The following is a 25,997-nucleotide window of genomic DNA, read 5'->3' as shown; positions in this document are numbered from 1 at the left end:
AAGGCCTGCTCATGACGCTCGCGAGTCGAGAGGCTCCCTACGGTTCCTGGAAGTCCCCCATCAGCGCCGAGCTGATCGCCACCCAGTCGCTCGAGCTGAGCGAGGTGGCGGTCGATGGCGACGACGTGTACTGGCTGGAAGCCCGTCCGGGCGAGCGGGGACGGCGCACCATCGTGCGGCACACCGCGGACGGGGCGCTCTCGGACATCCTGCCCGGGGCGGGAGACACGAAGGGGGCCTACAGCGCGCGCAGTCTGGTGTACGGCCATGGAGGAGGCGCCTTCGCGGTGTCCGAGGGGCTGGTGGTCTTCGTCAACCACGCCCTCGGTGGGTCCCACCCCGACCAGCGGCTGTACCGGGTGAACCCGGGCCGCACGCCGGTGCCCCTCACGCCGGACACGGGAGGCCGTCACCGCTTCGGGGACCTCGTCATCGACCGCACGCGCAACCGCGTGCTGTGCGTGCGCGAGGACTGGCGCAACCTGAAGGAGGGCCAGCCACGCATCTCGCTGGTGGCGGTGGACCTGGATGGACAGCGGCAGACGGTGCTGACCGAGGGCCGCGACTTCTACTCCTCGCCCAGCCTGAGCCCCAACGGCCGGCGGCTGGCGTGGCTCGCGTGGGACTACCCCTGCATGCCGTGGGAGGGCTGCGAGCTGTGGGTGGCGGACGTGGACGAGGACGGCGGGCTGCGCAACCCGCGGCTGGTGGCCGGCGGCACCACGGAGTCCATCTTCCAGCCCGAGTGGTCGCCGCAGGGCGAGCTGTACTTCGTCAGCGACCGGAACAACTGGTGGAACCTCTACCGGTTGCAGGGCCGCAGCGTGGTGCCGGTGCTGGAGCGCAGGGCGGAGTTCGGCCTGGCGCAGTGGGGGCTGGGTAGGTCCACGTACGCCTTCGTCTCGCCGCGGCACGTGGTGTGTGCCTTCAACGAGCAGGGCCAGTGGAAGATGGGAAGGTTGGACGTGGTGCTCGGCCAGTTCGCCGAGCTGAGCACGCCGTACACGGACGTGCGGCAGGTGCGCGCGGGCTACGCGACGGCGTACTTCGTGGGAGGAGGGCCGGAGCACCCGGCGGCGGTGGTGCGGCTGGACATGGAGTCGGGCCGGCCGCAGGTGTTGAAGACGTCCACCCGGGTGCCGGAGGAGCTGACGCGCTACATCTCGCGCTGCGAGCCGCTGCACTACCCCACCACGGAGCTGGGCGAGGCACACGCCTGGTACTACCCGCCCACCCACCCGGACTTCACGGCGCCCGCGGGAGAGAAGCCACCGCTGCTCATCTTCAACCACGCGGGCCCCACCTCGGCCACGTCGACGCGGCTGGACTGGGTGGTGCAGTACTTCACCAGCCGCGGCTTCGCGGTGGTGGACGTCAACTACCGGGGCAGCACCGGCTACGGCCGCGAGTACCGCCTGTCGCTGTATGGGAACTGGGGCGTGATGGACGTGGATGACTGCGCCAACGCCGCGCTGCGGCTGGTGCAGGAGGGCAAGGTGGACGCGAAGCGCCTGGCGGCCCGGGGCGCTGGGGCGGCGGGCTACACCCCGCTCTCGCTGCTGACGTTCCGCGACATCCTGCGCTGCGGCGTCTTCGATTCGGGCATCTCCCAACTGGAGACGCTGGTGGAGCAGGCCGAGAAGTTCGAGGCCCACTACCTGGACCAGGTGCTCGGGCCCCTGCCGGAGTCGAAGCAGTTGCTGCAGGACCGCTCGCCCTACTTCCACATCGACAACATCAAGCGCAGTCCCGTGCTCTTCATCCACGGCCGGCAGGATCCGTCGCCGGTGGCGCGGCAGATGGAGGAGATGGCGAAGCGGCTGCGCGCCAACGGTGTGCCGGTGGCGACGCTCGGCCTCGAGGGAGGGGGACCGGGTGCACGCACCAGCGCGGACATCCAGAAGGCGCTGGAGGGCGAGCTGGCCTTCTACGCGAAGGTGATGGGCCTGAGCCTGGCGGAGCCGGTGGAGCCGCTCGCCCTCGAGCCCGCCCCCGCCGAGCCCGCGCGCCGCTGAGGGCCGGGACGGGTCAACCCCGTCACCGAGGGAGCGGACGAGCCGACGACACTCCGGGTGCCCAGGTTGTTGCCTGGGCCCTGGATAGTCAGCTTCCTCCCATGAATCCAACCCCGGTATCACCATGGGAGTGGGGCCTCTTCGGGGTGCTCGTGGTGGCGATGATCGTCATCGACCAGCTGGCCCACCACTCGAAGCACGGGGAGTCGAAGAAGGCGGCCTATGCCTGGAGCGTGGCGTGGATCTGCGTGGGCCTGGCCTTCGGGGTGTTCGTCTGGCTGAGGCACGGGGTCACCGCCGCGCACGAGTACCTGGGCGCCTACCTCATCGAGAAGAGCCTGAGCCTGGACAACCTGTTCGTCTTCCTCGTCATCTTCGCGAGCCTGCGGGTGCCCGAGGACAAGCAGCGGGGGGTGCTCTTCTGGGGAATCTTCGGAGCCCTGGTGTTCCGGGCGCTGTTCATCCTGCTGGGGCTGGAGGCCCTCGAGCACTGGCACTGGGTGGTCTACATCTTCGGTGGCATTCTGCTCGTCGCGGCCTGGCGCGTGGCGCGCAAGCATCCCGGCGAGGAGTCCGACAACAAGCTGGTGCTGTGGCTGGAGAAGCGCCTGCCGGTGACGACGGAGTTCGAGGGCACGCGCTTCTTCAAGCACGTGGGCGGCAGCTGGCAGGCGACGCCTCTGCTCATCGCGCTGATCGCCATCGAGCTGTCGGACGTGGCCTTCGCCATCGACTCGGTGCCGGCGGCGCTGTCGGTGAGCCGCAATCTGTTCGTGGTCTACACGTCCAACGTGTTCGCCATCCTGGGGCTGCGCGCGCTGTACATCGCGCTGGCGAAGACGGTGCACGAGCTGCGCTACCTGCACTGGGGGCTCGCGGCGGTGCTCGCGTTCGCCGGGTTGAAGATGATCCTCGCCGAGTGGCTCGAGATCCCGCCATTGCTCTCGGTGGGGATCATCGTGCTGTGCATCGGTCTGTCGGTGTGCGCGAGCCTGTACGCACGCAAGAAGGAGTCGCGCAGGGCCGCCATGATGAGGAACAAGCGGTCTCCAGGAGGACGGGGGGGAGAGGTTCACGCGTGAGACCTCTTTTCCACTCAGGATCCGAACCCGAGTCCACGACATACCCTCACCCCGTCCCTCTCCCAGGGGGAGAGGGTCCAACCTGGTTCCTCACCGTGTGAATCCCCTCTCCCTCCGGGAGAGGGTCAGGGTGAGGGTCTCGCCTCTCCGTGCTCCAGTCCGTGTGAATCCCCTCTCCCTCTGGGAGAGGGCCAGGGTGAGGGTCTTCCCTCAGTGCATCAAGGTCCCCCGTCCCGTGGCCCGTCCCTCCACGTGGAAGGAGAACTTCCCATCCGCGCAGTCCACCCGGATGCGCTCGCCCTCGCGCAGGGTCCCGCGCAGCAGCATCCGGCTGAGCTCCGTCTCCAGCTCACGCTGGATGACCCGGCGCAGTGGTCTGGCGCCGAACTTCGGATCGACCCCACGCCGCGCGAGCTCATCCTTCGCCGCGTCACTGACCTCCAGCGTGACGTTCTGCCCGTGCAGCTTTCGCCGGGTGGAGTCCAGCATCGAGTCCACGATCCGGGTGAGCTGCTCGCGGTCGAGCGCGTGGAAGACGATGACCTCATCGATGCGGTTGAGGAACTCGGGCCGGAAGTGGCCGCGGAGCGCCTCCAGAACGGTCTCGGCCATGCGCTCGCTGTCCACATCCCCACCGCCCGGAGAGGACCGCCGGAAACCCAGAGCGCCCTTCTGGAGGCCGAGCTGCTCGGCGCCCAGGTTGGAGGTCATGATGATGACGGTGTTCTTGAAGTCCACCGTGCGTCCGCGCGAGTCCGTGAGCCGCCCGTCGTCGAGTATCTGCAACAACAGGTTGAAGACGTCCGGGTGGGCCTTCTCCACCTCGTCGAAGAGCAGGACCGAGTAGGGCCGGCGCCGGACGGACTCGGTGAGGCGGCCGGCGTCCTCATGGCCCACATAGCCGGGAGGGGCACCGATGAGCCGGCTGGCGGTGTGCCGCTCCATGAACTCGGACATGTCGAAGCGGAGCATGGCGCGCTCGTCGTTGAAGAGGTACTCGGCGAGCGCGCGGGCCGTCTCCGTCTTCCCCACGCCGGTGGGCCCCAGGAAGATGAACGAGCCGATGGGCCGGTGGGGGTCCTTCAATCCCGCGCGGGCGCGGCGCACGGCCTCCGAGATGGCGCGCAGGGCCTCCTCCTGGCCCACCACGCGCTGGCGCAACGACTGTTCCATCTCCAGCAGCCGTTGGGACTCCTCCTGCTGGAGCTTCTTCGCCGGAATCCCCGTCCACTCGCTCACCACGGTGGCGATGGCCTCGGGGGTGACGATGGGCTCGGAGACGCCCTTGGCTTGCTGCCACTGGGTGCGCAGCCCGTCCAGCTCCGCGCGCAGCGCCTCGAGCTCTCCCTTGAGCCGCGAGGCCTCCTCGTAGCGCTCCGCGGCCACGGCGGCCTCCTTGTCCTTCTCCTTCTGCGCCAGCCGCTCCTCCAGGTCCTTCATGCGGCCCGGCTCGGTGCGAGCCCCCAGCCGCACCATGGCCGCCGCCTCGTCGAGCAGGTCGATGGCCTTGTCCGGCAGGAAGCGGTCGCTGATGTACTTGTCGGACAGCTCCACGGCGGCGGTGAGCGTGGCGTCGGTGATCTTCACCCGGTGGTGCGCCTCGTACGAGTCGCGCAGCCCGCGCAGGATTTCGATGGTCTGCTCGGGGGAGGGCTCGGCCACCATCACGGGCTGGAAGCGGCGCTCCAGGGCGGAGTCCTTCTCGATGTGCTTGCGGTGCTCGTCGAGCGTCGTGGCGCCGAGGCACTGCAGCTCGCCGCGAGACAGGGCGGGCTTGAGCATGTTGGCGGCATCCATCGAGCCCTCGCCCGCGCCAGCGCCCACGAGGGTGTGCACCTCGTCGATGAAGAGGATGACCTTGCCCGCGAGGCCGCGAATCTCCTCCATCAACCCCTTGAAGCGCTCCTCGAACTCGCCGCGGAACTTCGAGCCGCCGATGACGCTCGCCAGGTCCAGCGAGAGCACCTTCTTGTCCTTGAGCGTCTCCGGCACGTCGCCCGAGACGATCCGCTGGGCCAGCCCCTCGGCGATGGCCGTCTTGCCCACGCCCGGCTCGCCGATGAGCTCCGGGTTGTTCTTCGTCTTGCGGCTGAGGATGCGGATGACGCGGTCGATCTCCTTCTCACGGCCGATGATCGGATCCAACTCTCCCGCCCGGGCCAGCGCGGTGAGGTCTCGCGTATAGCGGGTGAGAAGCGGAGGGAGACGGTCCGCGCCCCGGCCTCCCGGGGTGGAGGTCGCCGAGCCGTGAGCACCGCCTCCGGGCAGGTGCTGCCGCAGCTCGTCCGGATCGATGTCGGAGAGGAACTGGGCGGCGAAGCTCTCGCCCTCGGCCATGATGGCGAGCAACAGGTGCTCGGGGCCGATGAAGGTCTGCCCCAGTTGCGCCGCCTGGAGCCGCGCGAGCTGCAACACACGCTTCATGCCCGAGGACAGTCCCACGCCCGAGGCGCGGCGGGGCTCACGGCGCTCCATCACCTGCGCCAGGCGGACCTCGTACTCCTCCACGTCCGTGCCCTCTTCCTCGAGCGCCGCGCGGATCTCCGGGACCTTCTGGCTCAGCGCCAGCAGCAGGTGCTCGATGCGGATGCGGTCATAGCCCCACTCCAGCGTCAGCCGCGCCGCGTACTCCAGCGCCTGCTGGGCCGTCTCCGACAGCTGCGCGAGGATGTTCTCCCGCCGAGAGCGGGAGCCCATCATCTGCGCGAACAGGCTCTCCAGGGAACCAAAGGCCCCTTTACTGGAGTCCATGCCCATGGCGCTCGCGCAGTGATTGCACAGGCCGAGGCTCCGCTCGGGCCCATCGGCCATCCGCTGCTTGAGGAACACCACCGCGGGCCGAGCCTGGCAGTTCTCACACACCATCGTCCGTCCCTCCCACGGGCCTCCTGAGGAAGGTAGGAACGTACCCCGCCGGACACCACGGCGGAGAGACAACGGGCAGCCGGGCAGCCGGGCCGCGCTTCGCCCGGTCCCATCACCGCGCACGGGAGCGGAGGCGCCCGCGCGGCGCGCCTCACGGTCCGACGTCTCGCGCGGAGCCACGGAGCCGCGCGAGCTGGGAGTGCAACAACGGCTCGCGAGGGTACCAGCGCAACAACGACTCGTAGGAGCGGGCGGCCTCCTCGGGCTGGCCCAGCCGCTCCAGCGCGAGCCCGAGGTTGAAGCCAGCCTCCAGGTAGCCCGGCCTGCGAAGCACGGCGTGCCGCCACGCTTCCACGGCGCCCGCGTCGTCGCCGAGCCGGGCGAGCCGGCCGCCCACGGCGTAGTGCAGCTCGGCCTCGAAGTCGACGGCGTCCACCGCCAGGGACACGGGCCATACGGACACCACGAGCACGGCCAGGGCCACACCCGCGGGCACCGCGCGCGAGGAGGCACGCGACAGCAGCGCGTGGAGCCCCAGCGCCGCGAGCACGCACAGCACCGGTGCGAGCGGCGCGCGGTAGCGGCCGGTGACGAAGAAGAGGATGGACGGAGCGGCGAGCACGACGGCGGCCCCCATCACGGTGAGCGCCGCGCGTGCGTCCTCCCTCGCACGCCACTCGCGCCAGACGCGCACGCAGCCCGCCGCCGCGAGCGGCCACAGCAGCGCATAGGGCAGCGCGAAACCACCGGGCCGCGCGGTGAGGGCCCACAGCACGGGGGACTGCGAGCGGACGACGTAGAGGTCCTCGTTGCGGGGCAGCTCGCGCGCCAGCAGCAGCAGCCGGGCCTTCCACAGCAGATTGCCCACGCAGTCGAGCGGCCGCGAGCCGCACCAGGCCAGCGCCTTCCGGGTGAAGTAGGCGTCCTGGGTAGCCGGAGTGTGGAAGCCCTGGCGCACGGGCTCGTTCACGAGCGCCTCCCAGGCCGCGCCAGGACGGAGGGCCATGGCCCCATCCACGTCCGCGTTGTTTCCCAGCCACAGGTTGATGCCACCATTGGCGGAGATGAGCAGCCATTCGCCCGAACGTGAGTGATTGGAGAGGGTGGCGCACGACACCACGGCGGCACAAACGGAGGCACAGAGCACGGCGTGGACACGGCGCCCCCGCGCGAGCGCCCACGCCAACGGGACGACGAGCAGCAGCAGCGGCGCCACCGCGAGCGCGCCCAGGCCGATGCAGACGCCACACAGCAGCGCCGTGCCCATGCTTCGGGACTCGCGCACGGCCAGCCAGAGCGCCGTGGTGCCCAGGAAGGTGCCGAGCGAGGTGGCCAGCAGCTCCCCGTCATAGAAGACGAGCGACCCGTGCAGCGCCACCAGCAGGCCCGCGATCACCCCCACCGCTCGACTGCCGGAGACCCGCCGCGCCACGCCCTGGGCGAGCATCGCCGTGAAGGCTCCGAGCACGGCCTGGAGCAGGCGCGGCCACCACAAGCTGTGTCCTCCCAGCCGGTAGAGACCGCCGAGCACCACGGGGTAGAGCGGTGGCTGCCAGAAGGGCCCCGCGTCGAAGCCCTCGCCCCGCGCCAGCCGCTCGCCGAGGTAGTCGTAGTAGTCCGCGTCGATCAGCGGCGCGTCGAAGGCGGGGCCATGAGCGCTGAGCAGGTACGCCAGACGCACGACGAGCGCCACGCCGAGCACGAGCGCCCACGCGGGCACCCGGGCCAGCGCAGGAGAGAGCTTCGCGTCGGAGGGCTGTCGCATGAAGAGCGGGGAGGACTGCACCAAAACGAAACCGGCGCCCCCCAGGAAGGGAGCGCCGGCCGGTGAATCACGAAGGGTGGAGCACCGCGACTACTTCTGCGCGGCCTTCTGCTGCGCGTCCACCTTCTCCTTCAGCCCCAGCAGCATCGCGCGAGCGCGCACGGCCGAGGGACGCTTCGCCTGCGGATCGCCCTCCACGGCGGCCTTGAGGTCGTTGAGCGCCTCGAGGATCTTGCTCTGCCGCAGGTACATCTCCCCGCGTCCCGCCAGCGCATCCACGTTGCCCCGGTTGTACGTCAGGGCCTGCGTGTAGGACTGGATGGCCTCCTCGTACTGCTCCTGCGCGGCGTACACCGTCGCCAGGTGGCAGTGGAAGACGCTGTCGTACGGCGAGGCGGCGACGAGCCCCTTGTAGATGACCAGCGCCGCATCCAGCTTGCCAGACTGCAACATCTGGTAGCCCACGTTGGCGATGGCGTACAGGGTGTTGGGGGTGAGTCCCACGAACTCACCCACCGTCATCTCACCACGGACCAGCCGCTCGGCCATCTGCGGCGGAACGTTGACCTGCTTCCCGTTGATGCTGTTGCTCGTCTGCATCGAGGCTCCCGGGAGGTTAGATCCCGAACGGCATCATCCGGCGGTTGAGGGACTGGGTCAAGTTGAACAGGTCCCCGAGCTGGTTGAACATCTTGCCGATGTCCTTGAACGTGTTGCCGATGCCCGTGTTGTAGTCCTGACGGTTCCAGCAGTTGTGGCCCTGGGGGAACTGGTTCTGCATGAAGGGCGGCACGAACGGCGGCGAGCGCGGCGTCGGCTGGCTGAACATGTTCTCGATCTGCTTGAAGAGCTGATCGACGATCTGGCTCGCCCACTGCTCGGGGCCACCGAACGGCTTGGTGGTGTCCACCAGCGGCTTCATGTTGCTGCCCAGCTTGAAGGACTCGCCACCGTTGTTGCTGCCGGTGATCTCCTTGCCCTGGAAGGTCCAGTCGTCGCCGTCGCCGCCCATCACGAAGGCGTCCTTGCCGCCGAAGCTGTTGACGTGCGCGAAGCCGTCCTGGGTGATGTCACCCACCTTGCCCTTGCCCTTGGCGATGTCGGAGACCTGCACGCGGTCGTTGCCGTTGATGATCTCCAGGCCGCTCGTCACGGTCATGCCGTTGCCGTAGGGCTGGGTGGCACAGTTGATGCGGGTGCCGTCCGGCAGCACGAAGGTGGAGTCGCGCTTGAAGTCCCACTTGCCACCGTCACCCTCGTCCACGTGCGGGTCGCCCCAGATGCGGGTCGTCTTGCCGTCGGGGTTGGTGATCTTCCACTCGAACTGGCTGGTGGCCTGGATCTTATAGCCACCCGGGGTGGTGATGGTGCCGTCGGAGCCCTTCTGGAGGCCACCGGAGGCGTGCCCGGACTCCGCCGGGTTGGGCGGCTGGCAGTGCGGCGTCTGACCACCGAGGATGGAGCCGAGCTGGCCGCCAATCTGATTGAACGCCTGCTCGAACGCGCTCAGGACCGCCTGGCCCACCACCGCGGAGACCGTGGCGGTGACCATGTCCGCAACGTTCTTCTCGATGGGCTTCGACAGACCCAGGTTGTCCAACGCCTTGAACGCGGGGAAATTCGCGGCACCCCCCAGACCATTGACCGACATGGCATTGCCTCCGTTGTGTATGGTTGACGCCCCTTTGCGGGACGCACTTTCGCTCTCCGGAGACCCCCACCCCTCTGTGGGTGCCCCAGAGCACTGAGTTCGTGATGATTCTCGGAACCAGACCTCCAGAAGTTTCGCTGTATTTCTTTTGAACTTCTAGAGACCGCCCCACGTCCAGGGACAGCGGAATTTCACACTTTCCTTGAAAGAAGGAAGCCGATCAGCGGCCCGGGTGCGGCTCAGCGCCGCCGCCGCCGCTCGAGCTCGCGCGCCAGATCCTCCTCCAGGTGCTGGAGCACGGTCTCGGCGTCGAAGGACTCGTCGCCCTCGCGCCACACCACCAGGGGGTCGGCGATCCCCAGGCGCTGCGCGAGGGAGCGCAGCCGCTGCACGGCGCGCTCCATGGTGTCCGTGGTGGACGCGCACTCGGGGTGGCGCCGCTGGAGCAGGGCGATGCTCAGCTCCAGCGTCTGCAGGGGGGTGTTGGTGGCGTCGCGCACCGCGAGGAAGAGCCGGGCCAGCCGCTCCAGCGCCTCGGCCTCGGCGCGCGCCTCGCGCAGCTTCAGCTCGATGTCGAAGCTGCGCACCCGGTAGGCCAGCACGGCCAGCGCCACGCCTCCGTAGATGAGGGTGACCCAGGGCTCCCAGGGCGAGCGCACCCCCGGGTGCGTGCCGAGCCCCAGCGCGTACCAGAGCACCACCGCCTCCAGGGCGAAGGCGCCGAGCAATACGCCGCCCAGCCACAGGCTCGTGGGCGCCAGCACGCCGAGCACCAGCATCAACAGCCGGTGGCCCGTCATGGGCACCCAGACGAGTCCCGTGCGGGCCATGGCGTGCTCGGCCAGGGCGAAGAGGGGGAGGAAGGGCAGCACCCCCCCCGCGAAGCAGGCCTCGACCCCCGCGGTGGACAACCGCCGCCGGCGCGTGAGCAACAGCCCCAGCAACAGCAGCGCCCAGAGCACGTGCAGCACGCGCAGCGCCGGCAGGGGCCCGCCATGGAACACCTCGTGGTCGATGAAGGCGTACGCCAGCTCCGTCAGGGCGGTCAGCACCGTGCCCAGCACGGTGCCGCGCCAGGCCCGGGCATGCAGCTCCTCCTCCACCACCCCGAGCGCGCCCGGCCTAGGCCGTTCCGGTCCCATGGGAAACACTCCCCACCAGCTCCAGGAGGACCTTCGATTCGATGGGCTTGGACAACACCTGGACGTGTGTCAGCTCCAGCGCCTCTCGCACCAGCGGATGCGAGCGGGCATGCCCGGTGAGGAAGACCGTCCTGCCGGCGAACCCCTCGTCCTTCAGCCACCGGTGCGCGTCCAGCCCACTGGGCACTCCAGCGCCCAGGTTGATGTCGAGGAGGGCCAGCCCGCATCCGAGCGCCTCGGCGCTCTTGTGCCTCAGCTCCTCGAAGGACCTGACGCCCACGCACGCGTCCGCGCCGGACAGCGACAGCAGCTCGCACAGGATGGCCCGCAGGTCGTCATCGTCCTCGAGTACGAGCACCCGTAGCATCTCCCCCCCTTGCCGCTGGCAGGACTCGTGTCACGCCCGTTCCACCGCCTGCAACGTGGTTGCATTTGACTCCGGGTTGAGCCAGTTTCGTACCCTGCGTTCAACCGGGTCTTCCCTCGCGGTGGCCACAGCCACCACGACGCTCCTCAGGATGCCAGACAGTCCACCTTTAATCGAGCAAGTCAGGTGCAACTTTCCCGGAGTTGGGTTATTCGAGAAGACGATGGCCGCCAGGAAGAACGCCCCCCAACCCACGCTCGCCGACTATCAGGAGCGCCTCCGCGCCGCGGGGCTGCGCAGCACCTCTCCCCGGGTGGCGGTACTCCGGGAGTTGGAGTCCGCCACCGCGCCGCTGAGCCACGCGGACCTCGTGGAGTCCCTGGGCGACGAGGGCTATGACCGCGTCACCATCTACCGCAACCTCACCGACCTGACCGAGGCGGGCCTGGTGGTGCGCGCGGACCTGGGTGACCACGTCTGGCGCTTCGAGCTCAAGCGCGAGGAGAAGTCGCACCAGGGCACGCACCCGCACTTCACCTGCACCGACTGCGGCACGGTGACGTGCCTGCCCTCGGAGGCCGTGCGCCTCACCAGCGCCAAGGGAGCGCCCAGGGCCGTGACCGCCCGCTCGGTGGACATCCAGCTGCGCGGCCTGTGTGACCGCTGCGGCTAGAGCGCCGCCTCGTCCCCGTCCAGCCCCCGTCCCGCCCGCCCGCCTGCCCAGCGGCCGGAGCCCCGTGCCCCGGCCCGGCGGAGTTGGCGTGAGCCCGTCCGGGTACCACCGTTTTGCGGCGGTATCCGACATGGACAACAAGGAGGGGTCGTCATGAAGAAGCTACTGGCCGCACTGGCCTTCACCCTGGGCACCGCCGCCTTCGCGCAGGCGGACACCCAGCAGAACACCCAGGCCCAGCAGGAGCAGAAGAGCAACGAGGGCCGCAAGCTCAGCACCGGCATCGAGGCCACCGAGGTGCTCCCGGGCACCAGCGGCGCCCAGGCCAACAAGGAGAACAAGGAGCTCACCAAGGATCAACAGAAGGCGTTGATGAACAAGGCGCACGCCTTCAACGTCAACGGCGTCCTCAAGAACTCGGAGAAGGACGAGATCACCCTCTCGCGCCAGAACCTGAACCTGCCGGACGTGGACCTGGACGTGAGGGACCAGACCCAGGTGATGCTGGACGGCAAGAAGGTCGCCGTGAGTGACATCCCCGAGGGCGCCCAGGTGCGCGCGCGCTTCCAGATCGACGGCGATGACGCGGTCGCCCTGGAGCTCAACGCCACCAGCCCCAAGGGCGTCAAGAAGGGCACCAAGATGGACAAGGGCACGACCCAGCAGCCGGCGCCCACGCCCACCGACAACCCGTAGTCCACGACACACGCGGCGCGGCGGGCCCGTTTCCCTCACCGGGGAGCGGGCCCTCGTCTTTCCGGAGCCGTGCCCGTCCCGCCACCGGGCCACCGGGCGCCCCGGAAGAAACGCGGAATTTTACCAGATGTTCCGGCCTTTACCTTCCGCCCGCTGACATCGGCTGGTGAGCGGACAGGCTGGCGGTGAGAGCCACCCTCGTCTCATGTGGCCGGTGTCCTCTACAATTCGAGCCGTCCGACAGACGGAAGGAACCGCATGCGCCTGAGACTTGCCCGCCGCTCCGCCGCCACCCAGACCGCCCAGGCGGTCTCCGTTCACGCCCAGGGGCAGCACCGCAACCTCATGAGGCGCAACGAGCTGAGGGCCGTGAGTCCCGACCCGCTGCGGCCCGAGGCCCGCCTGCGCTGGCGCGACCACTTCACCCTGTCGGAGAACCTGCTGCACGTGCCGGGGATGCACCCGGAGCACGACGGGCTGCGCATCGCCCACCTGTCGGACATCCACGTGGGCCAGGCCACGTCCGCGGTGCGCATCCGGCGCGCGGTGGCCGAGGTGAACGCGAGCAACCCAGACCTCGTCTTCCTCACGGGCGACTACGTCACCCACAGCCCCAAGCCCCTGCCGCGCGTCATCGAGCTGCTGACCGGCTTCAACAGCCCGGTCTTCGTGGTGCTGGGCAACCATGACCACTGGGTGGACGCCAGCTACCTGCGCACCGGCTTCGAGCGCCTGGGCTACACGGTGCTGCAGAACGAGCACCGGGTGGTGCACGTGCGCGGGGCGCCGGTCACCATCCTGGGCATCGACGATGGGCGCACGGGCCGCGACGACGTGGAGGCCACCTTCCGGGGCGCCCCCGAGTCGGGCACGCGCCTGGTGCTCACGCACGCGCCGCCCACCGTCGAGAAGCTGCCGCCGGACGCCAACCTGGTGCAGTTCTCCGGGCACACGCACGGCGGCCAGTTCGTGGTGCGCGGCCTCACGGAGGCCATCTTCCGCCGCGCCGGGCAGCCCTACATCCAGGGCCACTACCACGTGCGTGGCAACCAGCTCTACGTGAACATGGGGCTGGGCTTCGGCTTCGGGGGGCCGTACCTGCGGCGCGGCACCTACCCCGAGGTGGCCTTCTTCACCCTGCGTCCCGTCGAGTCGGCCGTCACCCACTGAGTCCCGCGCGCCCGCCCTCCCTCTCCCCCTGGGAGAGGGTCGGGGTGAGGGTCTTCGCCTCCAGGACCCCTCACGGCTGGGAGTGGGGCCTGAGCACCGGTGGCGGACGCTTCGCCCGCCGCTCCTCCAGGACCCTCGAGCGGGCCTTCACGCTGTAGGGCCCCGGTCCGAAGTACGCGAGCAGCAGCGCGCCACCGGCCATGGAGATGTTCTTCCAGAAGTGGACCATCTGCATCGCGGCCTGGTCGGGCGGCAGCCCCCAGAAGCGGTGCACCGTGAGCGCCGCGAGCACGAGGAAGGTGGCGATGGCCGCCGCGGCGATGCGGGCGAAGGCGCCCAGCAGGATGCACACCCCGCCCACGACCAGCACCACGCCCGAGACGTAGATGGCCAGCGCCGGAAGCGGGAGGCCCGCGCTCCGCGCGTAGCCAGTCATGGTCTCCGCGTTGGTGAGGTGGTTGAAGCCGCTGAAGATGAAGATGGCCGAGAAGAGCAGTCGGCCGATGGGAGCCAGGGCATCCATGACGTCCTCCCTTCCCCGGGCGGATGATGGCACCCGGGGAGGCGACGGGCTCCGGGCCGTTGGCCTGGAGTCCCACGTTGAAGGTAGGCATGCGCCATGGCACCGCACCGGGCCAGGGCCCGAGAGGTTCCTGGGGGAACGGGTGGGAAGACCCTCACCCCGACCCTCTCCCAGAGGGAGAGGGAGCGTCAGGCCGTGTGCGCGTGGTTCGACCCCGAGTCCCTCCGCGGCTGGCGTGCGTCCCGCGGCAGGAGGACCGTGAATGTCGTCCCCTCGTCCTGCGTGGAGCACACCCTCACCTCTCCACCGTGGGCCTCGACCAGTTCCCTCACGATGAACAGCCCCAGCCCCAGCCCGCTGCTCCTCCGTCCCGTTCCCACCTGACGGAAGGGGTCGAACAGCGTGGTCAGTTGGTGACCGGGAATCGGTACCCCCGGATTGGAGACCTCCAGCACCTGGCTCTCCGTCTCCCCCACGCACCGCACGATGATGGGACCCTCGCTCGCGCCGTGCTCCAGCGCGTTGCCCACCAGGTTGCTCACCACCTGCGCCAGCCGATCCGGATCCCACACCCCCTCGCCCTCTCCCCGGGCCTCGAAGACGAGCTCCCTCCCCGGGTGCGCCATCGTCAGCTCCTCCATCACCTGCTGGCACACCGTGGGCAGGTTCGTCGGCGCCAGGTTCAGGGGAATCCCCCCCGACAGCCTCGCCCGCGTCAGGTCGAGGATGTCGGCGATCATCTTCCCCATGCGCTCCGCGCTCGCCTCGATGCGCTGCGCCAGTTGCTGCTGGGCCGGGGGCAGCGGACCGCGCCGCCTCAGCGCCCGCGCCGACAACGAGATGGCGTTGAGCGGGTTGCGCAGGTCATGTCCGAGAATGCCGATGAAGCGCTCGCGGAACCGCGCCTCCTCCTGCATCCGCTCCACCGTGCGCTTGCGCTCGGTGATGTCCATCATCGAGCCGATCATCCGCGCCGAGCGCCCCTTGCCGTCACGGGCCACCAGCCCGCGGTCCAGCACGTGCACGTACGTGCCGTCCTTGTGCTGGAAGCGGTACTCGCCCGTCCACGACTCCCCGCCCGACTCCACCGCGTGGTGCAGCCCCTCCACCACCATCTTCCGGTCATCGGGGTGGATCCGCTCCGTCCACCAGGACAGGCCGCCCATCTCCTCCGGGAGGTAGCCCAGGACGGCGTGGCTCGCCTCGCCCCAGTGGATGTGGTCGTCGGCGAAGTTCCAGTCCCAGAGCACGTCGTTGGTGGCCCAGGCCGCCAGCCGGTAGCGCTCCTCGGCCGCGCGCAGCGCCACCTGCGCCCGCTCGCGCTCGGTGCAGTCCAGCACCACGCCCAGCATCCGCGTGGCCCGGCCATTCTCGTGGAACGTCTGCCCCACCGCCTCGTAGCAGCGCACCGTGCCGTCCGCCCACTGCCCCTGGAACTGGAAGGTGTAGGGCCCCTCCGCGCGCATCCCCTGCTGGAGGGCCTCGGACACCCGCGTCCGCTCGTCCGGGTGCACGCAGCCCAGGAAGCTCTCCGTCGTGGGACCCGGCACTCCCTCCGGCTGCCCGAAGAAGGCGGAGGCGTTGGGGGACCAGGTCAGGGTGCGCGACCCCGCCGACCACTCCCACGTCACCATCCGCGCCGTCTCCAGCGCCAGCCGCAGGTGCTCCTCCCGCGCCCGCACGGCCCGCTCCCGCTCCAGCTCCTCCCGCAGCGAGCGCCGCTCCACCCGGGACTCGGTGATGTCCAGCAGCCACAGGGAGAAGCCATCCCCGTGCTTCACCGCCTTCGCCTGGAACCAGCGCTCCGCCGTGCCCGCGCCGAGGTGCGCCTCGAAGGTGAGGGGTGTGCCCGCCTCCACCACCTGGCTCAGGGCCTCCCACCCCGGCAGGCCCTCCACCACACCGCTCCACGAGGACAGCGCGCGGCCCAGGCCCAGCCCGTTCACGAGCGCTTCGGCCGCCGGGTTGAGGGCCCTCCATTGAAAGTCGCGCGGCGCTCCCGCGCCTTCCCGCACGGATTCGAAGAGGACACACGCAATGGGAGACTCGACATGGAGCGTCCATGCGAGCTCGGGCCCTGGAACCCAAGATGAAGTCATGCCATCCCCCCGGGCACCTCTACCCCCGGGCGGCACGAGAAGCCGGGGGATGCAGGTGCGACGCGGAGTATGCCATGGCCCGCCAGAGATCGGCCATGACCCACGGGCCAATGCCCGGAGGAACGAGACGAGTGCCGGATTCCAGACGTGCGCCGGCGCGCTCCGCTCAGTACCTCGCCTTGAGCCCGAGGATGGGCAGCACGATGGGCAGTCCCGTGGGCTTCTTCTGCAGCGACAGGCCGTAGCCCCCGATGTAGTCGAAGGCGACCACCTCCTGGCTGATGGTCACGTTGAGCATGTCCAGGTAGGCCTCGAGCGAGAAGGTGTCGTAGACCCAGGCCTTGGACACCCGCAGGTCGAAGCGGAAGAAGGGCGGCAGCCGGTCCACCCTGTCCTGGTCCACCCGCACCCACCGGGGCTGACCATCGAGGTCCGTGCCCTCCACCAGCGTGCGGCTGGTGAGGTTGCCCGACTCCGGACGGCCGGAGTTGAAGTGCAGCACCCCGCCCAGGGTGATGTTGTTGGCGAACTTGTAGTTGAGCACCAGGTTGGCCACGTGCGTCTGGTCGAAGACGTAGGGCAGGTCCGCCTCGTCCCGGCCCACCGGCTGGTCGTGCTCGTCGTAGCGGATGAAGCTCACGCGGCGCGTGCTGCGCTGCAGCGAGTAGGACAGCCAGCCGAACCAGTTGCCCCCCAGCGGGCGGCGGATGAGCAGCTCCAACCCGTACGACAGGCCCCGGCTGCGCAGGTCCCCCAGCTCGAACCCCTCCAGGGGATCCGTGGGCACCTCCAGCTGCATCCCCCGCACGACGCTCCGGCCCCCCGTGCCGGGCGATGGAGGCGGCCGCTCCCCTCCCGGCTCCTCGCCGGGCGGGGGCGGCGGGACAAAGGGATCGTCCTCGCGGCCGAAGGGCGTGAGCTCCACCGTGCGCAGCATCGGGTTGACGTAGCCCTCCAGGCTCACGTCGAAGCCCAGCAGGTTCTTGTACTCCAGGCCCGCGGACACCTGCAGCGCCTGCTGCAGCCCCTGGTCCAGCGCCGCGATGTCGATGATGGGCAGGCTGATGAGCGTGGTGGGCGCCTGGTGGTAGAGGCCCACTCCGCCCTTGAGCGTGAGCTGCTCGCTCATCTTCCGGCGCACGGCGATGCGCGGCTCCGCCACGAACGCGTTGGGGCCTCCGGACAGGTGGTAGTTGTCCAGGCGCAGCCCCGGCACCACCGACCAGGGCCCGTTCTCCCACTGCACCTCCGCCCACACCCCGCTGAAGGTGGCGAGCGCCAACGGCAGGTCCATCTTCAGCTCCTCGAACGGGTCCGTTGGCGACGGGCGGCTGCGCTGCTGGACGTTCACCAGCGCGCGCTTGTGGTCCACGTCCAGACCGGAGCGCAGGGACAGGCCCTCGCCGAGCTTCTTCTGGTAGCCCAGCCGCGCGGTGGCGTTGCGCTGCTCGATGTCGAAGGTGCCTCCACCACTCGCGGCGCTCTCGCTCGCGATGGAGAACCGATCCAGCCCCACGTTGACGCCCGCCTCCAGCTCGCCGCCGCCCAGAGGGTGGCGGTAGCGCAGGTCCACGCGGTGGAAGAGGACGGACTGCAGCGCGGTGGTGCCGTCATCGCTCGTCGCCCTCGTGCCGAAGGTGTCCGAGGAGCCGAAGGCGAAGAAGCGCAACCGGCCCTGCCCCAACTTCTGCTCGACGCGGGCCTGGTAGTCATAGAAGTCCAGCACCAGCTTCGAGTCACTGCCGCTGGCCCCCAGGGCGTTGGCCCCCAGGGCGATGAGCCACGGCGTGTACGAGATGCGGCCCGCGAGCGAGACGTTCGTGCCGGTGGACTGGAAGGGGTACTCGACAAAGAGGCCCGCGTTGATGAAGTCCGCGTAGGCGCTGCCGTGGAACCGGTCATCGCGCGGGCTGGTGAGCTTGCCCTCCACCGCGCCGCCCATGAGGCGCCCGTACTGCGTGGGGGGATTGCCCGCGTAGAAGTCGATGGTGTCGATGAAGTCCGGGTGGATGACCGCGGGCCCGAGGAAGAGGTGGAAGAGGATGGGGACGCGGATGCCATCCAGGAAGTAGCCGGTGGCGGCAGGCTGACTGCCGCGCACCACCGGGTACGAGACGCCCGAGAGCATGCTGCCCACGCCGGGCATCAGCATCACCACGCGGAACGGGTCGCCCATGGTGCCGGGAATCTCGCGCAGCTCCGCGTCGCGCAGCGTGACACGCGACACCTCCGTGCGCTCCCGGTCTCCCCGCACCACCGTCTCGTAGGGATTCACCACGAGCGGCTCCAGGCCATACACCACCTCGAGCGTCTCGCCCGCGCGCACGTCCTCGTAGAAGTCGTCCGGCTTGTGGCCCGGAGCGGTGATGCGCACCCACTGCTTGCCCGGAGGCAGCCGCGCCTCGAAGCGGCCGTCCGGCCCCGTCTCCACGGGCACGTCCCGCGCGGCGAACGACACGAGCGTGGCGCCCGCCACCGGCCGGCGGTTGCCCTTGGTGCGCACCAGGCCGCGCAACGTCACGGGCGGCTGGGGCTGCTCGGCACCGTTGGCCGCCACCGGCTGGGGCGCCTCGAAGCGGTACTCGAAGTTGAGCCGCACCGGCACCGGCGTGCCATCCACCTTCGCCGGGGTGAAGCGCAGGCCGGGCGCGGCATGCAGCGCGGCATCATCCAGCAGCGGATTCAGTCCCCGCACGAGCCGGGCCTCGGCCACCTCGCCCTGCTCGTCCACCAGCAGTTCCAGTTGCACCGTGCCCGCCACCGGCCGCGCGGCGAGCGCCTCCGGGTAGCGCGCCGGGGAGTCCGCCATCAGCGCGGGCGGCTCGAAGCGGGGCCGCGACCCCGCGTCCTGAGCGTCCCCCGCGCCCTCCAGGGCGAAGCCTCCGTCGGTGCGCTGGACGTCCACCTCGGTTTGCACCGGGCCCGCGTCGGGGACCTCGGCCCGGGGCACTCCGTCCAGGTGGGGCACGGTCGTCACCGGCTGCGCGGAGGCGGTGAACGCGAGCAGCCCCGTCAAGACCAGTCCGAGGGACCCGCGAGGCCCCCACCACGCCTTCATGCGACGCCGCTCGTTCGCCATGTGTAGCCGCTCCCGTACAGGAGACGGAGCCCATGACGCCAGCCCGCCCCATGCCAGGACAAGCACGAACGACCGCGGGGGGGCCCGCCTGCCCGCTAGCGCTTCTGCAAGGCAGCGGCCACCAGGCCGATCAGCTTGAGCTGCGAGCCCTCCAGCTTGCGCAGGGTGCGCATCAGCCGGCGCAGCTCGGGGCTCTCGTCGAACTCCTCGGGCGGAGCGGACTCGGCCGCCCACGTGGGCACCTCCCCGGTGTTGAGACCCAGGAAGGTATCCGAGGGCATGCGCAGCGCGATGCACAGACGGCGCAGCGAAGGCACACTGGGCAACATCCGGCCCCGCTCCAGCCGGCCATACACCTCCGTCGCCAGTCCCACCCGCTCCGCGACGTCCGCCTGGGTCAGCCCCGCACGCAGCCGCGCCTGACGCGCGATCTCGCCCACGTTTGCTGCCAGCTTGCCCGTCGACGGTTGTCCCATGGTGGTTCTCTGGCCCTCGCTGAGGCGACCCTTCAGGCCGCCTGCTTAGAGCCGGACAGAGACCCGCGACAGGACAGGATGGGTAGTCGGTCAAACCTGGGACCCTAAGAGTGCTCGGCCCAGAGGGAGAGTGGAGTGTTCACACCCCTCCGTCCCCCGGCCTCCGCCCCTAGAGGTGAACCGAACGTACGAGGTTGTCCCCCGCACCCAAGCAGACAGGTGGCGCTATGACCATTCACGTCCTGCTACCGGCATGGGACCTGGTTTTCACATTCCCGCGGCCCACCAGATGTCCCACGTCGAACGATCCAGGCCCAACCCCCCATAACGGGTGCGTCCGGACCGCCCGCATCGGTCCACGAGCCAACCCTGGCGCGAGGAGTCCGGAGAGTCCGTCCACCCCGGTCGCACCACCGTGCTATGGCGCGCCCCGAGAAGAAGGAAGGGCCGCAGGACATGAGTGAAGGCCGACACCGCGTCCTCATCGTGGAGGACCATGCCGACAGCCGGGAGCTGCTCGCCGAATTCCTCGAGGCGCTCGGCTACGAGGTGGACGTGGCGGCCAATGGCCTGGAGGCACTCGAGCGGCTGCGGGGCGCGCCTCGTCCGAGGGCCGTGCTCCTGGATTTGATGATGCCGGTGATGAGCGGCTGGGAGCTGATGCGGCACGTGCGGGAGGACCCGGCGTTGCGCTCGCTGCCCGTGGTGGTGGTCTCCGGCGTGGGCGCCACCCAGCCGCTCCCCGAGGGCGTCCTGGGCGCCGTGCCCAAGCCGGTGGATCTCAACGCGCTGCGGGCCCTCATCGAGCGGGCCCTGGGCGGCCGTTAGCCCGGCGCGGCCGCGGCGCTGAAGCTGCCTCCGCCGGACAGGTCGAGCATCTCCACCTGTTGCCGTGCGCGGTCCAGCTGGTAGCTCACCTGGAAGCCGGAGGGCAGCCGCAACACGCCCACCTCCAGTCCATTGTGGGGCGTGGGCCGCATACGGGAGGCGACGCTCGTGAGCTTCTGGGACAACTCCCGGAGGATGTGTCCCCTCACGGTCGCCGGACAGCACGACAAGAGGCGCGCCACCTGATGCGAGAGCGTGAATTGGAGGAGCATGCTCGCAAGCTGTCCATGCTCTCGGACTCCCGCAAGGCGAGAACCGGGGTGGAGGGCCCCGCGAGCCGGGGCTTCTGTCCGCTTCTGGGCAGGTGCGGGGCAAGCACCCTCAGAGCGGCACCACCCGCCGCACCTCGCCCCGCGCCAGGTCCACCCGGGCCAGCCGGCCCGCCGTGTCGAAGAGCAGCAGCACTCCCTGGTGGAAGCGCACCGAGACCGGGGACTTGCCCTCGAAGAGGAACAGCGCGCGCACCCCACCTCCCGCCCGCTCGAGCAGCCGCACCCCGACGCCCACCGGCGTGCGCTCCAGCGCCGCCATCCAGGACCCACCCAGGACCAGCGCCGCCAGCGCCATCTCGGGCAGCGTGGGCATCGAGCCCGACCGCCCGTACGGACCGAGCCACCTCGGCCCGAGCGGGGTCAGCGCCACCAGCTCCCCATCCCTCCACAGCGAGAGTGAGAGCACCCGCTCCACCTCCCCACCGGGCAGCACCTGGCGCGAGCGCAGCGTGGGGTCCGGCAGGGAGTAGCTCCAGCGCTCGATTCCCGCTGGAGCGACGAGGGCGAAGCTCATCTCCGACTCCCCCACCGCCAGCGCCATCACGCGCCCGCCCACCCGAGGCACCCGCCACAGCGCGCGCAGGTCCGAGGCGAGCACGTCCACCGCCATCACCGTGTCCTCCACGGCGAGGAACCACAGGGCTCCGTCGTAGACCGGCGCGAAGGCGTCGACGCGCGCGTCACACCAGGGCTCGGCCCGGCGCTGGACCAGGTCCAACCGGGAGAGGCGCTGGAGCGACCCGCGCGGCGCGAGCGCCAACGCCCGATCCTCGTGCGACGAGACCACCAGCGAGAAGGCCGGCACGTCGAAGTGCGCCACGCACCGGCCCTCCGGCGTGAGCAGCCGCGCCCCCGCCTCGCCGAGCGCCACCAATATCCGCCCTCCGGACAGGGGCACCGCGTCGTGGATGGGCCAGGGCCCCCCCTCCGCCGCGTCGAAGGCGTGCGAGACCGGCCGGCCCTCCGACGGGAAGCCCCCGGGGACGGGCAGCTGCGGCAACGGGGGCAGGTCCGCCCACAGCACCGGATCTCCCAGCTGCCGCACGAGGTTCTCGACGTCCCGGACCTTCAGGGGCAGGTGGCCCGCCGCCCTGTCCCGCAACACCGCGCGCACCGCCGGCCGCAGGAGCGCGAGGGGCCCCTCCAGGTCCTTCTTCTGGGCCACCTCGTTGGCCAGCAGCTGCGCGAAGGTGTGGCGTGCCGCGGCGCCCTCCGCGTCCTCCCCGTCCAGCAGCACGAGCGCCTTGGCGCGAGCCGTCTCGAAGCTGTCGGGGAAGGCGAGGAGCAGCCGCGCCAGCAGCCGCGCGCCACTGACCCCTCCGGCCTCCACGCCGCGCTCCAGCCATGCGCGCGTGAGCCGCCGCGCGTCCTCCACCGGCCACACCACGTCCACCGCGCGCGCGTAGTCGCCCGCCTGCGCGAGCACCTCGCCCCAGAGCAGCCGCAGGACACGCGCCTGCTCCGGATGCGTGCGCTCCAACCGCACCACCGCGTCCGCGAAAGCCCCCGTGCGCCGGGCGAGCTCCACCGCCCGGGCCACGTCCTTCGCCAGCATCCACTGCCGCACCACCAGCCCCGGCGCCAGGTTGCGCCCCTCGGCCAGCTCCGCCGCCAGCCGCCACCGCCCGTGGCGCTCCAGGAAGGAGACGGCCTCCTCGTCCTCGTGCAGCAGCTCGGCGAGGATGAAGGCCGCCTCCTCGATGCGGCCCTCGCGCTCCAGCTTCCGGAAGGCCTGGCGGTAGCGCTCCTTCAGCGCCGCGTACACCGCCTCGCCTCCGCCGAAGATGCTCGTCCCTCCACCCTGGGCCGGCTGGATGGCGAGCCGCTCGCGTGGACCCGGCAGCCCGAGCGAGAGCCGGGCCTGCTCCGACATCCCATGCTTACCCAGAGGAATCGCGTAGCGCAGCGCCTCGTCCAGGTTGCCCTCGTCGAAGAGGTCGAAGAGACGCCGCACGTACTCCGCCTTGCGCTGGCCCAGCAGCGCGCCCAGCGGCGTGGAGGTGGCGAGCCACTTGGCGAGCCGGGAGAAGAGTCCCGGCCCCGAGGGAGGACGTGGCCGCTGTGCCTGTGCCGGGGCGGAGGGCGCGGACGCGTTCGAGGGCGCGGTCCCGGAGCTGCGCGAGGGGCGCAGGGCCGACAGGAGCGACGACAGCATGCGCCTCAGGAACGAAGGCCTGGCGGCGACCTTCGCCACCTGGGTGGACGCCGTGCTCCCGTCCACGGTCATCTTGCCCGGCCGTCGGGTCTCCCCGCCCCACCTGGCCCGGAGCCGTGCGAGGAGCCGCGCGAGGAATCCCGGACGGCGAGCGGCGCTCTCCGGCTCCGCCTTCGTCTCCGGCACGGCGCGGCCCTCCATCCTTGCCCTCATCGCCTCGGCCTCGGGCGCGGGAGGAGCGAGCCCGAAGCTGGCGCGCGTGGGCGCGGCGACAGGCGTGGGCTCGGCCACGGGAGGTGGTGGCGCGCCCAATCCCTCCACGTGCACGACCTTCCAGCCGGACACGTCGAGCCACTCCGACACGTCCACCCGCCGCGAGGGCTCGAGCGGATGCACCCGTGCCGTCCCCGCGCGCACCAGCACGGCGGACCCGGGAGCTGGCGCGAGACGCTCGCGCTCGGAGGCGGACAGGGGCGCGGAGAGGAGGACGCCGTCCTCCAGGGTGAAGGGCAGGCCCGGCGCCTCGGCGCATGCCATGGAGCGCGGGGACGGGAGCCGCAGCAGGAAGCCCCCGGCGAGCGCATACACGCCCACGCCCGGAGTCCACTCGGCCAGCACGCGCCGGCGCGCCTCCGCCTCGCCCAGGAGCGCGGGGTCGAACCAGAGCGCCACGCCCTGCACGGTGCCCCGGTGCACATGGGCGCGAGGCCCGGACCGTCGCGCGGCGCTCATGGCGTTCCTCCCGAGGTGGAACGGAAGACGAGGGCCTTGTACGGGAAGCTCCACACCCCCACCTCGCCGCTCTTCGTCAGCCAGGCCAGCATGGGCAGCGCGTGGCTGACGGACGCGTTGACGACCGGGGATGGGGCCACCACCAGGGTCTCGGTGGCGCCGTTCCCGGTCACCAGGGAGAAGGTGCGCTCATCCTTCCCGAGCACCACCAGCGCCGGTGTCCCCGCCGAGGGGTGGGAGCACACGCCCACCACCCGCATCCCGATGGGAGGAGAGAGCTCCGTGCGCAGCACCTTGTCCGGCTGCTTCTCCAACCAGGTCAGGTACCGCAGCACACACCAGCCGCCGGGCTGATGGCGCACCACGAGGGGGCCCGCCTCGTTGAAGCCGGATTCCGTCGCGTGACCGAAATACGCCACCCCATCCCCGACGAGCCCGAGCTCCAGCACGGAGGCATTCGCGGGCATCCACCGCTCGAGTTGCAACATGGCCGCCGCCTGAGAGCCCCCCGGGCCACGAGACACGAAGTAGAGGGCGCCCTTGCGCTCGGCGAGCGCGCTCACGCCCCGGGAGACGGGGATGACCCTGGGCCCGCGCTCCATCTGCATGAGGCGGTACAGCACGCCCGCCGCGTCCAGCACGTATGCCGTCTCGATGTTGCGGCCCTGGTGCATCTGGGTCAGGGCCAGCAGGGGGGGCTCGCCCTTGCGAGGCAGTTGGAACGACTCGTCGCCCTCGGGCAGTGGGTAACCCGTGGCGCGGCCGGTGGCGGCGTTCTTCAACGCGCCGTGCACGTGCAGGGTGCGCCCGCGCAGCGTCACCGCGAGCAGTCCCCCCTTGTGGCGCCAGCCCATGGCCACGACGGACTCGTCCCGCAGGGGCTGGAAGCGCTTGGGCCTGGGCGTGGTGGCGCGCGGGGACTGGCCAATGGCTTGCGCCGCGACGCCGCCATCCGCGTACGCGAGCAGCAGCCGCAGCCCGTCCGCGGAGAAGCGCATGGTCCTCACGATGCCGGCGCGGGTGTCCAGCACGGGCGCGGCAACGGAGGTGACGAACGGATCCCTCAGCAACCGCACGCACTGGGGCACGGGCGGCAGCTCCACCACCACCTGGCTCGCCGCGCGCGACGCGGGCCGCACCTCCACCGCGAGCCGCCGGGCCCCGGGCGCGATGACTTCCTCCACCGCCACGCGGGACAGGCGCTCGGTTCCCTGGAGCCGCGAGAGACGCGCGCCGCCCACCAGCCACACATCATCCGGAGCGCGGCCGAGCTGGAGTGCCTCGCGCCACGCGGCGAGCTGCGTGTCGGAGGGGGGCGCGGCACTGCCCGCCTTCAACCACTGGCCGATGCTGGCGACATCGACGGTGGTGAAGGGTCCGTTGCTGGCGGGGGACTGGAGCACGCCCCAGGCGAAGCCCGCTCCCGCCGTCTCGGCGCGCCGGGCGAGCACCACCAGCAGCGCCAGGTGCGCGATGCGCGGCGGGCCGAACTGGTCCGGCCCCGTGTCCAGCAGGACCACGAGACGACGCCCGCCCTGGGGCTGGCGGAAGGCGGGCCGCAAGTAGGCGAGCTCGCCGAAGGCCGCGCGGCGAACGAACTCGTCCGGGGCCTCCAGGGCCATCAACCACTCGCTCATCAACAACCGCTCGGGCGAGCCGCGCCGGGTGAGGCCGTCATAGCCGTGGAACTCGCCGCCCTCCGTCTCGGTGCGCGGGCGCATGGGGCCGATCGCCGCGGCCAGCCGCGCCACATGGGCGCCCAGACTGAGCGCCAGATCCTCGGGAAAGAGGGAGAGCTGCCTCGCCCAGGGACGCAGCGCCTCGGGCAGCTCGCTCATGGAGCGGCCTCCTGCTTCGCCAGCCATGTGCTCAGGGCCTCGCGGGACACGGGACGCGCCGCGCCCACGGGCACGAGCTGTCCCGAGCGGGGCAGCACGGCGAGCGGAGTCCCCGCCTGGGCTCGGGCGACGAGCGCGCGGTCGAGCAGCGCGGGGGCCACGTCCGGGGCGAGCGTGCACGGCAGCAGCAGCGAGGGCGCCGCCGCGTCGCGTCCGAGGTAGACGACACCCTCCACCCAGGGGAGGGACTCGGTGTCGCCCAGCAGCACGAGCACGCCGGGCCCGGCCACACCGCTCCACCGGGCGAGCGCCGCGTCCTCCACGGACAGCACCCGCCGGGCGAGCGCGAGCGCCACCGGCCCCACCCCCACCACCGCGAGCGCCCGCAGCGGCTGGGCCCGAGGGCTCCAGGAGGGGGAGAAATGATGCGCTCGACTCGACGGGCTCGCCACGAGGCGAAGCCTACATCACCCGGTGCCCGACACGGGCACGTCCCCCTGGTGAGGGCA

General features: G+C 70.8%; 20 protein-coding genes. 6 read left to right on the top strand and 14 right to left on the bottom strand.

Annotation, left to right across the window (positions count from 1 at the left end; genetic code table 11):
• Positions 1-11: 11 nt before the first annotated feature.
• Both JRI60_RS04330 and JRI60_RS04325 read left to right on the top strand, forming a co-directional pair.
• The gene (locus tag JRI60_RS04330) at positions 12-2,015 is read left to right on the top strand and encodes a S9 family peptidase (protein ID WP_204224606.1); all 2,004 of its coding nucleotides are present in this window, start codon (positions 12-14) and stop codon (positions 2,013-2,015) included.
• Positions 2,016-2,116: 101 nt separating this feature from the next.
• A complete protein-coding gene (locus JRI60_RS04325) occupies positions 2,117-3,097 on the top strand; it encodes a TerC/Alx family metal homeostasis membrane protein (protein WP_204224605.1) in 981 nt (326 codons plus the stop codon).
• Between the two features lie 210 nt (positions 3,098-3,307).
• On the opposite strand, the gene JRI60_RS04320 is transcribed toward JRI60_RS04325, so the two are convergent.
• From JRI60_RS04320 to JRI60_RS04295, 6 genes are all read right to left on the bottom strand, one after another.
• The gene (locus JRI60_RS04320; protein ID WP_204224604.1) at positions 3,308-5,962 is read right to left on the bottom strand and encodes an ATP-dependent Clp protease ATP-binding subunit; all 2,655 of its coding nucleotides are present in this window, start codon (positions 5,960-5,962) and stop codon (positions 3,308-3,310) included.
• A 151-nt stretch (positions 5,963-6,113) separates the two neighbouring features.
• Positions 6,114-7,727 carry a tetratricopeptide repeat protein gene (locus JRI60_RS04315; RefSeq protein ID WP_204224603.1) on the bottom strand — a complete coding sequence of 538 codons (1,614 nt, stop codon included), beginning with the start codon at positions 7,725-7,727 and terminating at the stop codon, positions 6,114-6,116.
• A 90-nt stretch (positions 7,728-7,817) separates the two neighbouring features.
• Positions 7,818-8,327, bottom strand: a complete 510-nt coding sequence (locus tag JRI60_RS04310) for a tetratricopeptide repeat protein (RefSeq protein ID WP_204224602.1) — start codon at positions 8,325-8,327, stop codon at positions 7,818-7,820.
• A gap of 16 nt (positions 8,328-8,343) precedes the next feature.
• Positions 8,344-9,378: a DUF1521 domain-containing protein gene (locus JRI60_RS04305; protein ID WP_204224601.1), complete on the bottom strand. Its 1,035-nt coding sequence runs from the start codon at positions 9,376-9,378 to the stop codon at positions 8,344-8,346.
• A 239-nt stretch (positions 9,379-9,617) separates the two neighbouring features.
• Entirely contained in the window at positions 9,618-10,520 is a 903-nt protein-coding gene (locus JRI60_RS04300; protein ID WP_239470340.1) for a hypothetical protein, read from the bottom strand.
• Complete coding sequence (locus tag JRI60_RS04295; protein ID WP_204224600.1) at positions 10,501-10,887, bottom strand: response regulator; 387 nt, start codon at positions 10,885-10,887, stop codon at positions 10,501-10,503. Before JRI60_RS04295 ends, JRI60_RS04300 begins: the two co-directional genes overlap by 20 nt.
• 223 nt (positions 10,888-11,110) lie before the next feature.
• On the opposite strand from JRI60_RS04295, the gene JRI60_RS04290 reads away from it, so the two are divergent.
• The 3 genes from JRI60_RS04290 (at position 11,111) to JRI60_RS04280 (ending at position 13,426) form a co-directional block, all read left to right on the top strand.
• Positions 11,111-11,560: a Fur family transcriptional regulator gene (locus JRI60_RS04290; RefSeq protein WP_204224599.1), complete on the top strand. Its 450-nt coding sequence runs from the start codon at positions 11,111-11,113 to the stop codon at positions 11,558-11,560.
• Positions 11,561-11,713: 153 nt separating this feature from the next.
• Positions 11,714-12,256, top strand: a complete 543-nt coding sequence (locus JRI60_RS04285) for a hypothetical protein (protein ID WP_204224598.1) — start codon at positions 11,714-11,716, stop codon at positions 12,254-12,256.
• A 258-nt stretch (positions 12,257-12,514) separates the two neighbouring features.
• On the top strand, positions 12,515-13,426 hold the full coding sequence (locus JRI60_RS04280) for a metallophosphoesterase (protein ID WP_204224597.1): 912 nt from the start codon (positions 12,515-12,517) through the stop codon (positions 13,424-13,426).
• Positions 13,427-13,496: 70 nt separating this feature from the next.
• Here the strand turns inward: JRI60_RS04280 and JRI60_RS04275 are convergent, their stop codons facing one another.
• The 4 genes from JRI60_RS04275 to JRI60_RS04260 form a co-directional block, all read right to left on the bottom strand.
• Positions 13,497-13,949, bottom strand: a complete 453-nt coding sequence (locus JRI60_RS04275; protein ID WP_204224596.1) for a DoxX family protein — start codon at positions 13,947-13,949, stop codon at positions 13,497-13,499.
• 188 nt (positions 13,950-14,137) lie between these two features.
• Positions 14,138-16,048 carry a sensor histidine kinase gene (locus JRI60_RS04270; protein ID WP_204224595.1) on the bottom strand — a complete coding sequence of 637 codons (1,911 nt, stop codon included), beginning with the start codon at positions 16,046-16,048 and terminating at the stop codon, positions 14,138-14,140.
• 166 nt (positions 16,049-16,214) lie between these two features.
• Positions 16,215-19,127 (bottom strand): TonB family protein, encoded by a 2,913-nt coding sequence (locus tag JRI60_RS04265; protein ID WP_239470339.1) that lies wholly within the window; start codon positions 19,125-19,127, stop codon positions 16,215-16,217.
• 95 nt (positions 19,128-19,222) lie between these two features.
• The gene (locus JRI60_RS04260) at positions 19,223-19,603 is read right to left on the bottom strand and encodes a helix-turn-helix domain-containing protein (RefSeq protein ID WP_204224594.1); all 381 of its coding nucleotides are present in this window, start codon (positions 19,601-19,603) and stop codon (positions 19,223-19,225) included.
• Positions 19,604-20,059: 456 nt separating this feature from the next.
• Between JRI60_RS04260 and JRI60_RS04255 the strand changes: the two genes are divergently transcribed.
• Positions 20,060-20,431, top strand: a complete 372-nt coding sequence (locus JRI60_RS04255; RefSeq protein WP_204224593.1) for a response regulator — start codon at positions 20,060-20,062, stop codon at positions 20,429-20,431.
• Here JRI60_RS04255 and JRI60_RS04250 read toward each other — a convergent pair.
• The 4 genes from JRI60_RS04250 to JRI60_RS04235 all read right to left on the bottom strand — a co-directional run bounded on the left by JRI60_RS04250 (position 20,428) and on the right by JRI60_RS04235 (position 25,940).
• Entirely contained in the window at positions 20,428-20,703 is a 276-nt protein-coding gene (locus tag JRI60_RS04250; RefSeq protein WP_204224592.1) for a hypothetical protein, read from the bottom strand. The two genes, JRI60_RS04255 and JRI60_RS04250, sit on opposite strands and share 4 nt — an antisense overlap.
• Positions 20,704-20,812: 109 nt before the next feature.
• Positions 20,813-23,650 carry a bpX6 domain-containing protein gene (locus JRI60_RS04245; protein ID WP_204224591.1) on the bottom strand — a complete coding sequence of 946 codons (2,838 nt, stop codon included), beginning with the start codon at positions 23,648-23,650 and terminating at the stop codon, positions 20,813-20,815.
• On the bottom strand, positions 23,647-25,488 hold the full coding sequence (locus JRI60_RS04240; protein WP_204224590.1) for a hypothetical protein: 1,842 nt from the start codon (positions 25,486-25,488) through the stop codon (positions 23,647-23,649). The genes JRI60_RS04245 and JRI60_RS04240 overlap by 4 nt, the downstream gene beginning before the upstream one ends.
• Positions 25,485-25,940, bottom strand: a complete 456-nt coding sequence (locus tag JRI60_RS04235; RefSeq protein ID WP_204224589.1) for a hypothetical protein — start codon at positions 25,938-25,940, stop codon at positions 25,485-25,487. The genes JRI60_RS04240 and JRI60_RS04235 overlap by 4 nt, the downstream gene beginning before the upstream one ends.
• Between the last annotated feature and the right edge of the window lie 57 nt (positions 25,941-25,997).

The sequence above is a fragment of the Archangium violaceum genome, assembly GCF_016887565.1.
GTDB lineage: Bacteria > Myxococcota > Myxococcia > Myxococcales > Myxococcaceae > Archangium > Archangium violaceum_B.
Note: the sequence above shows the minus strand (reverse complement) of the source record. Positions and strands in the feature narration are given on the sequence as shown.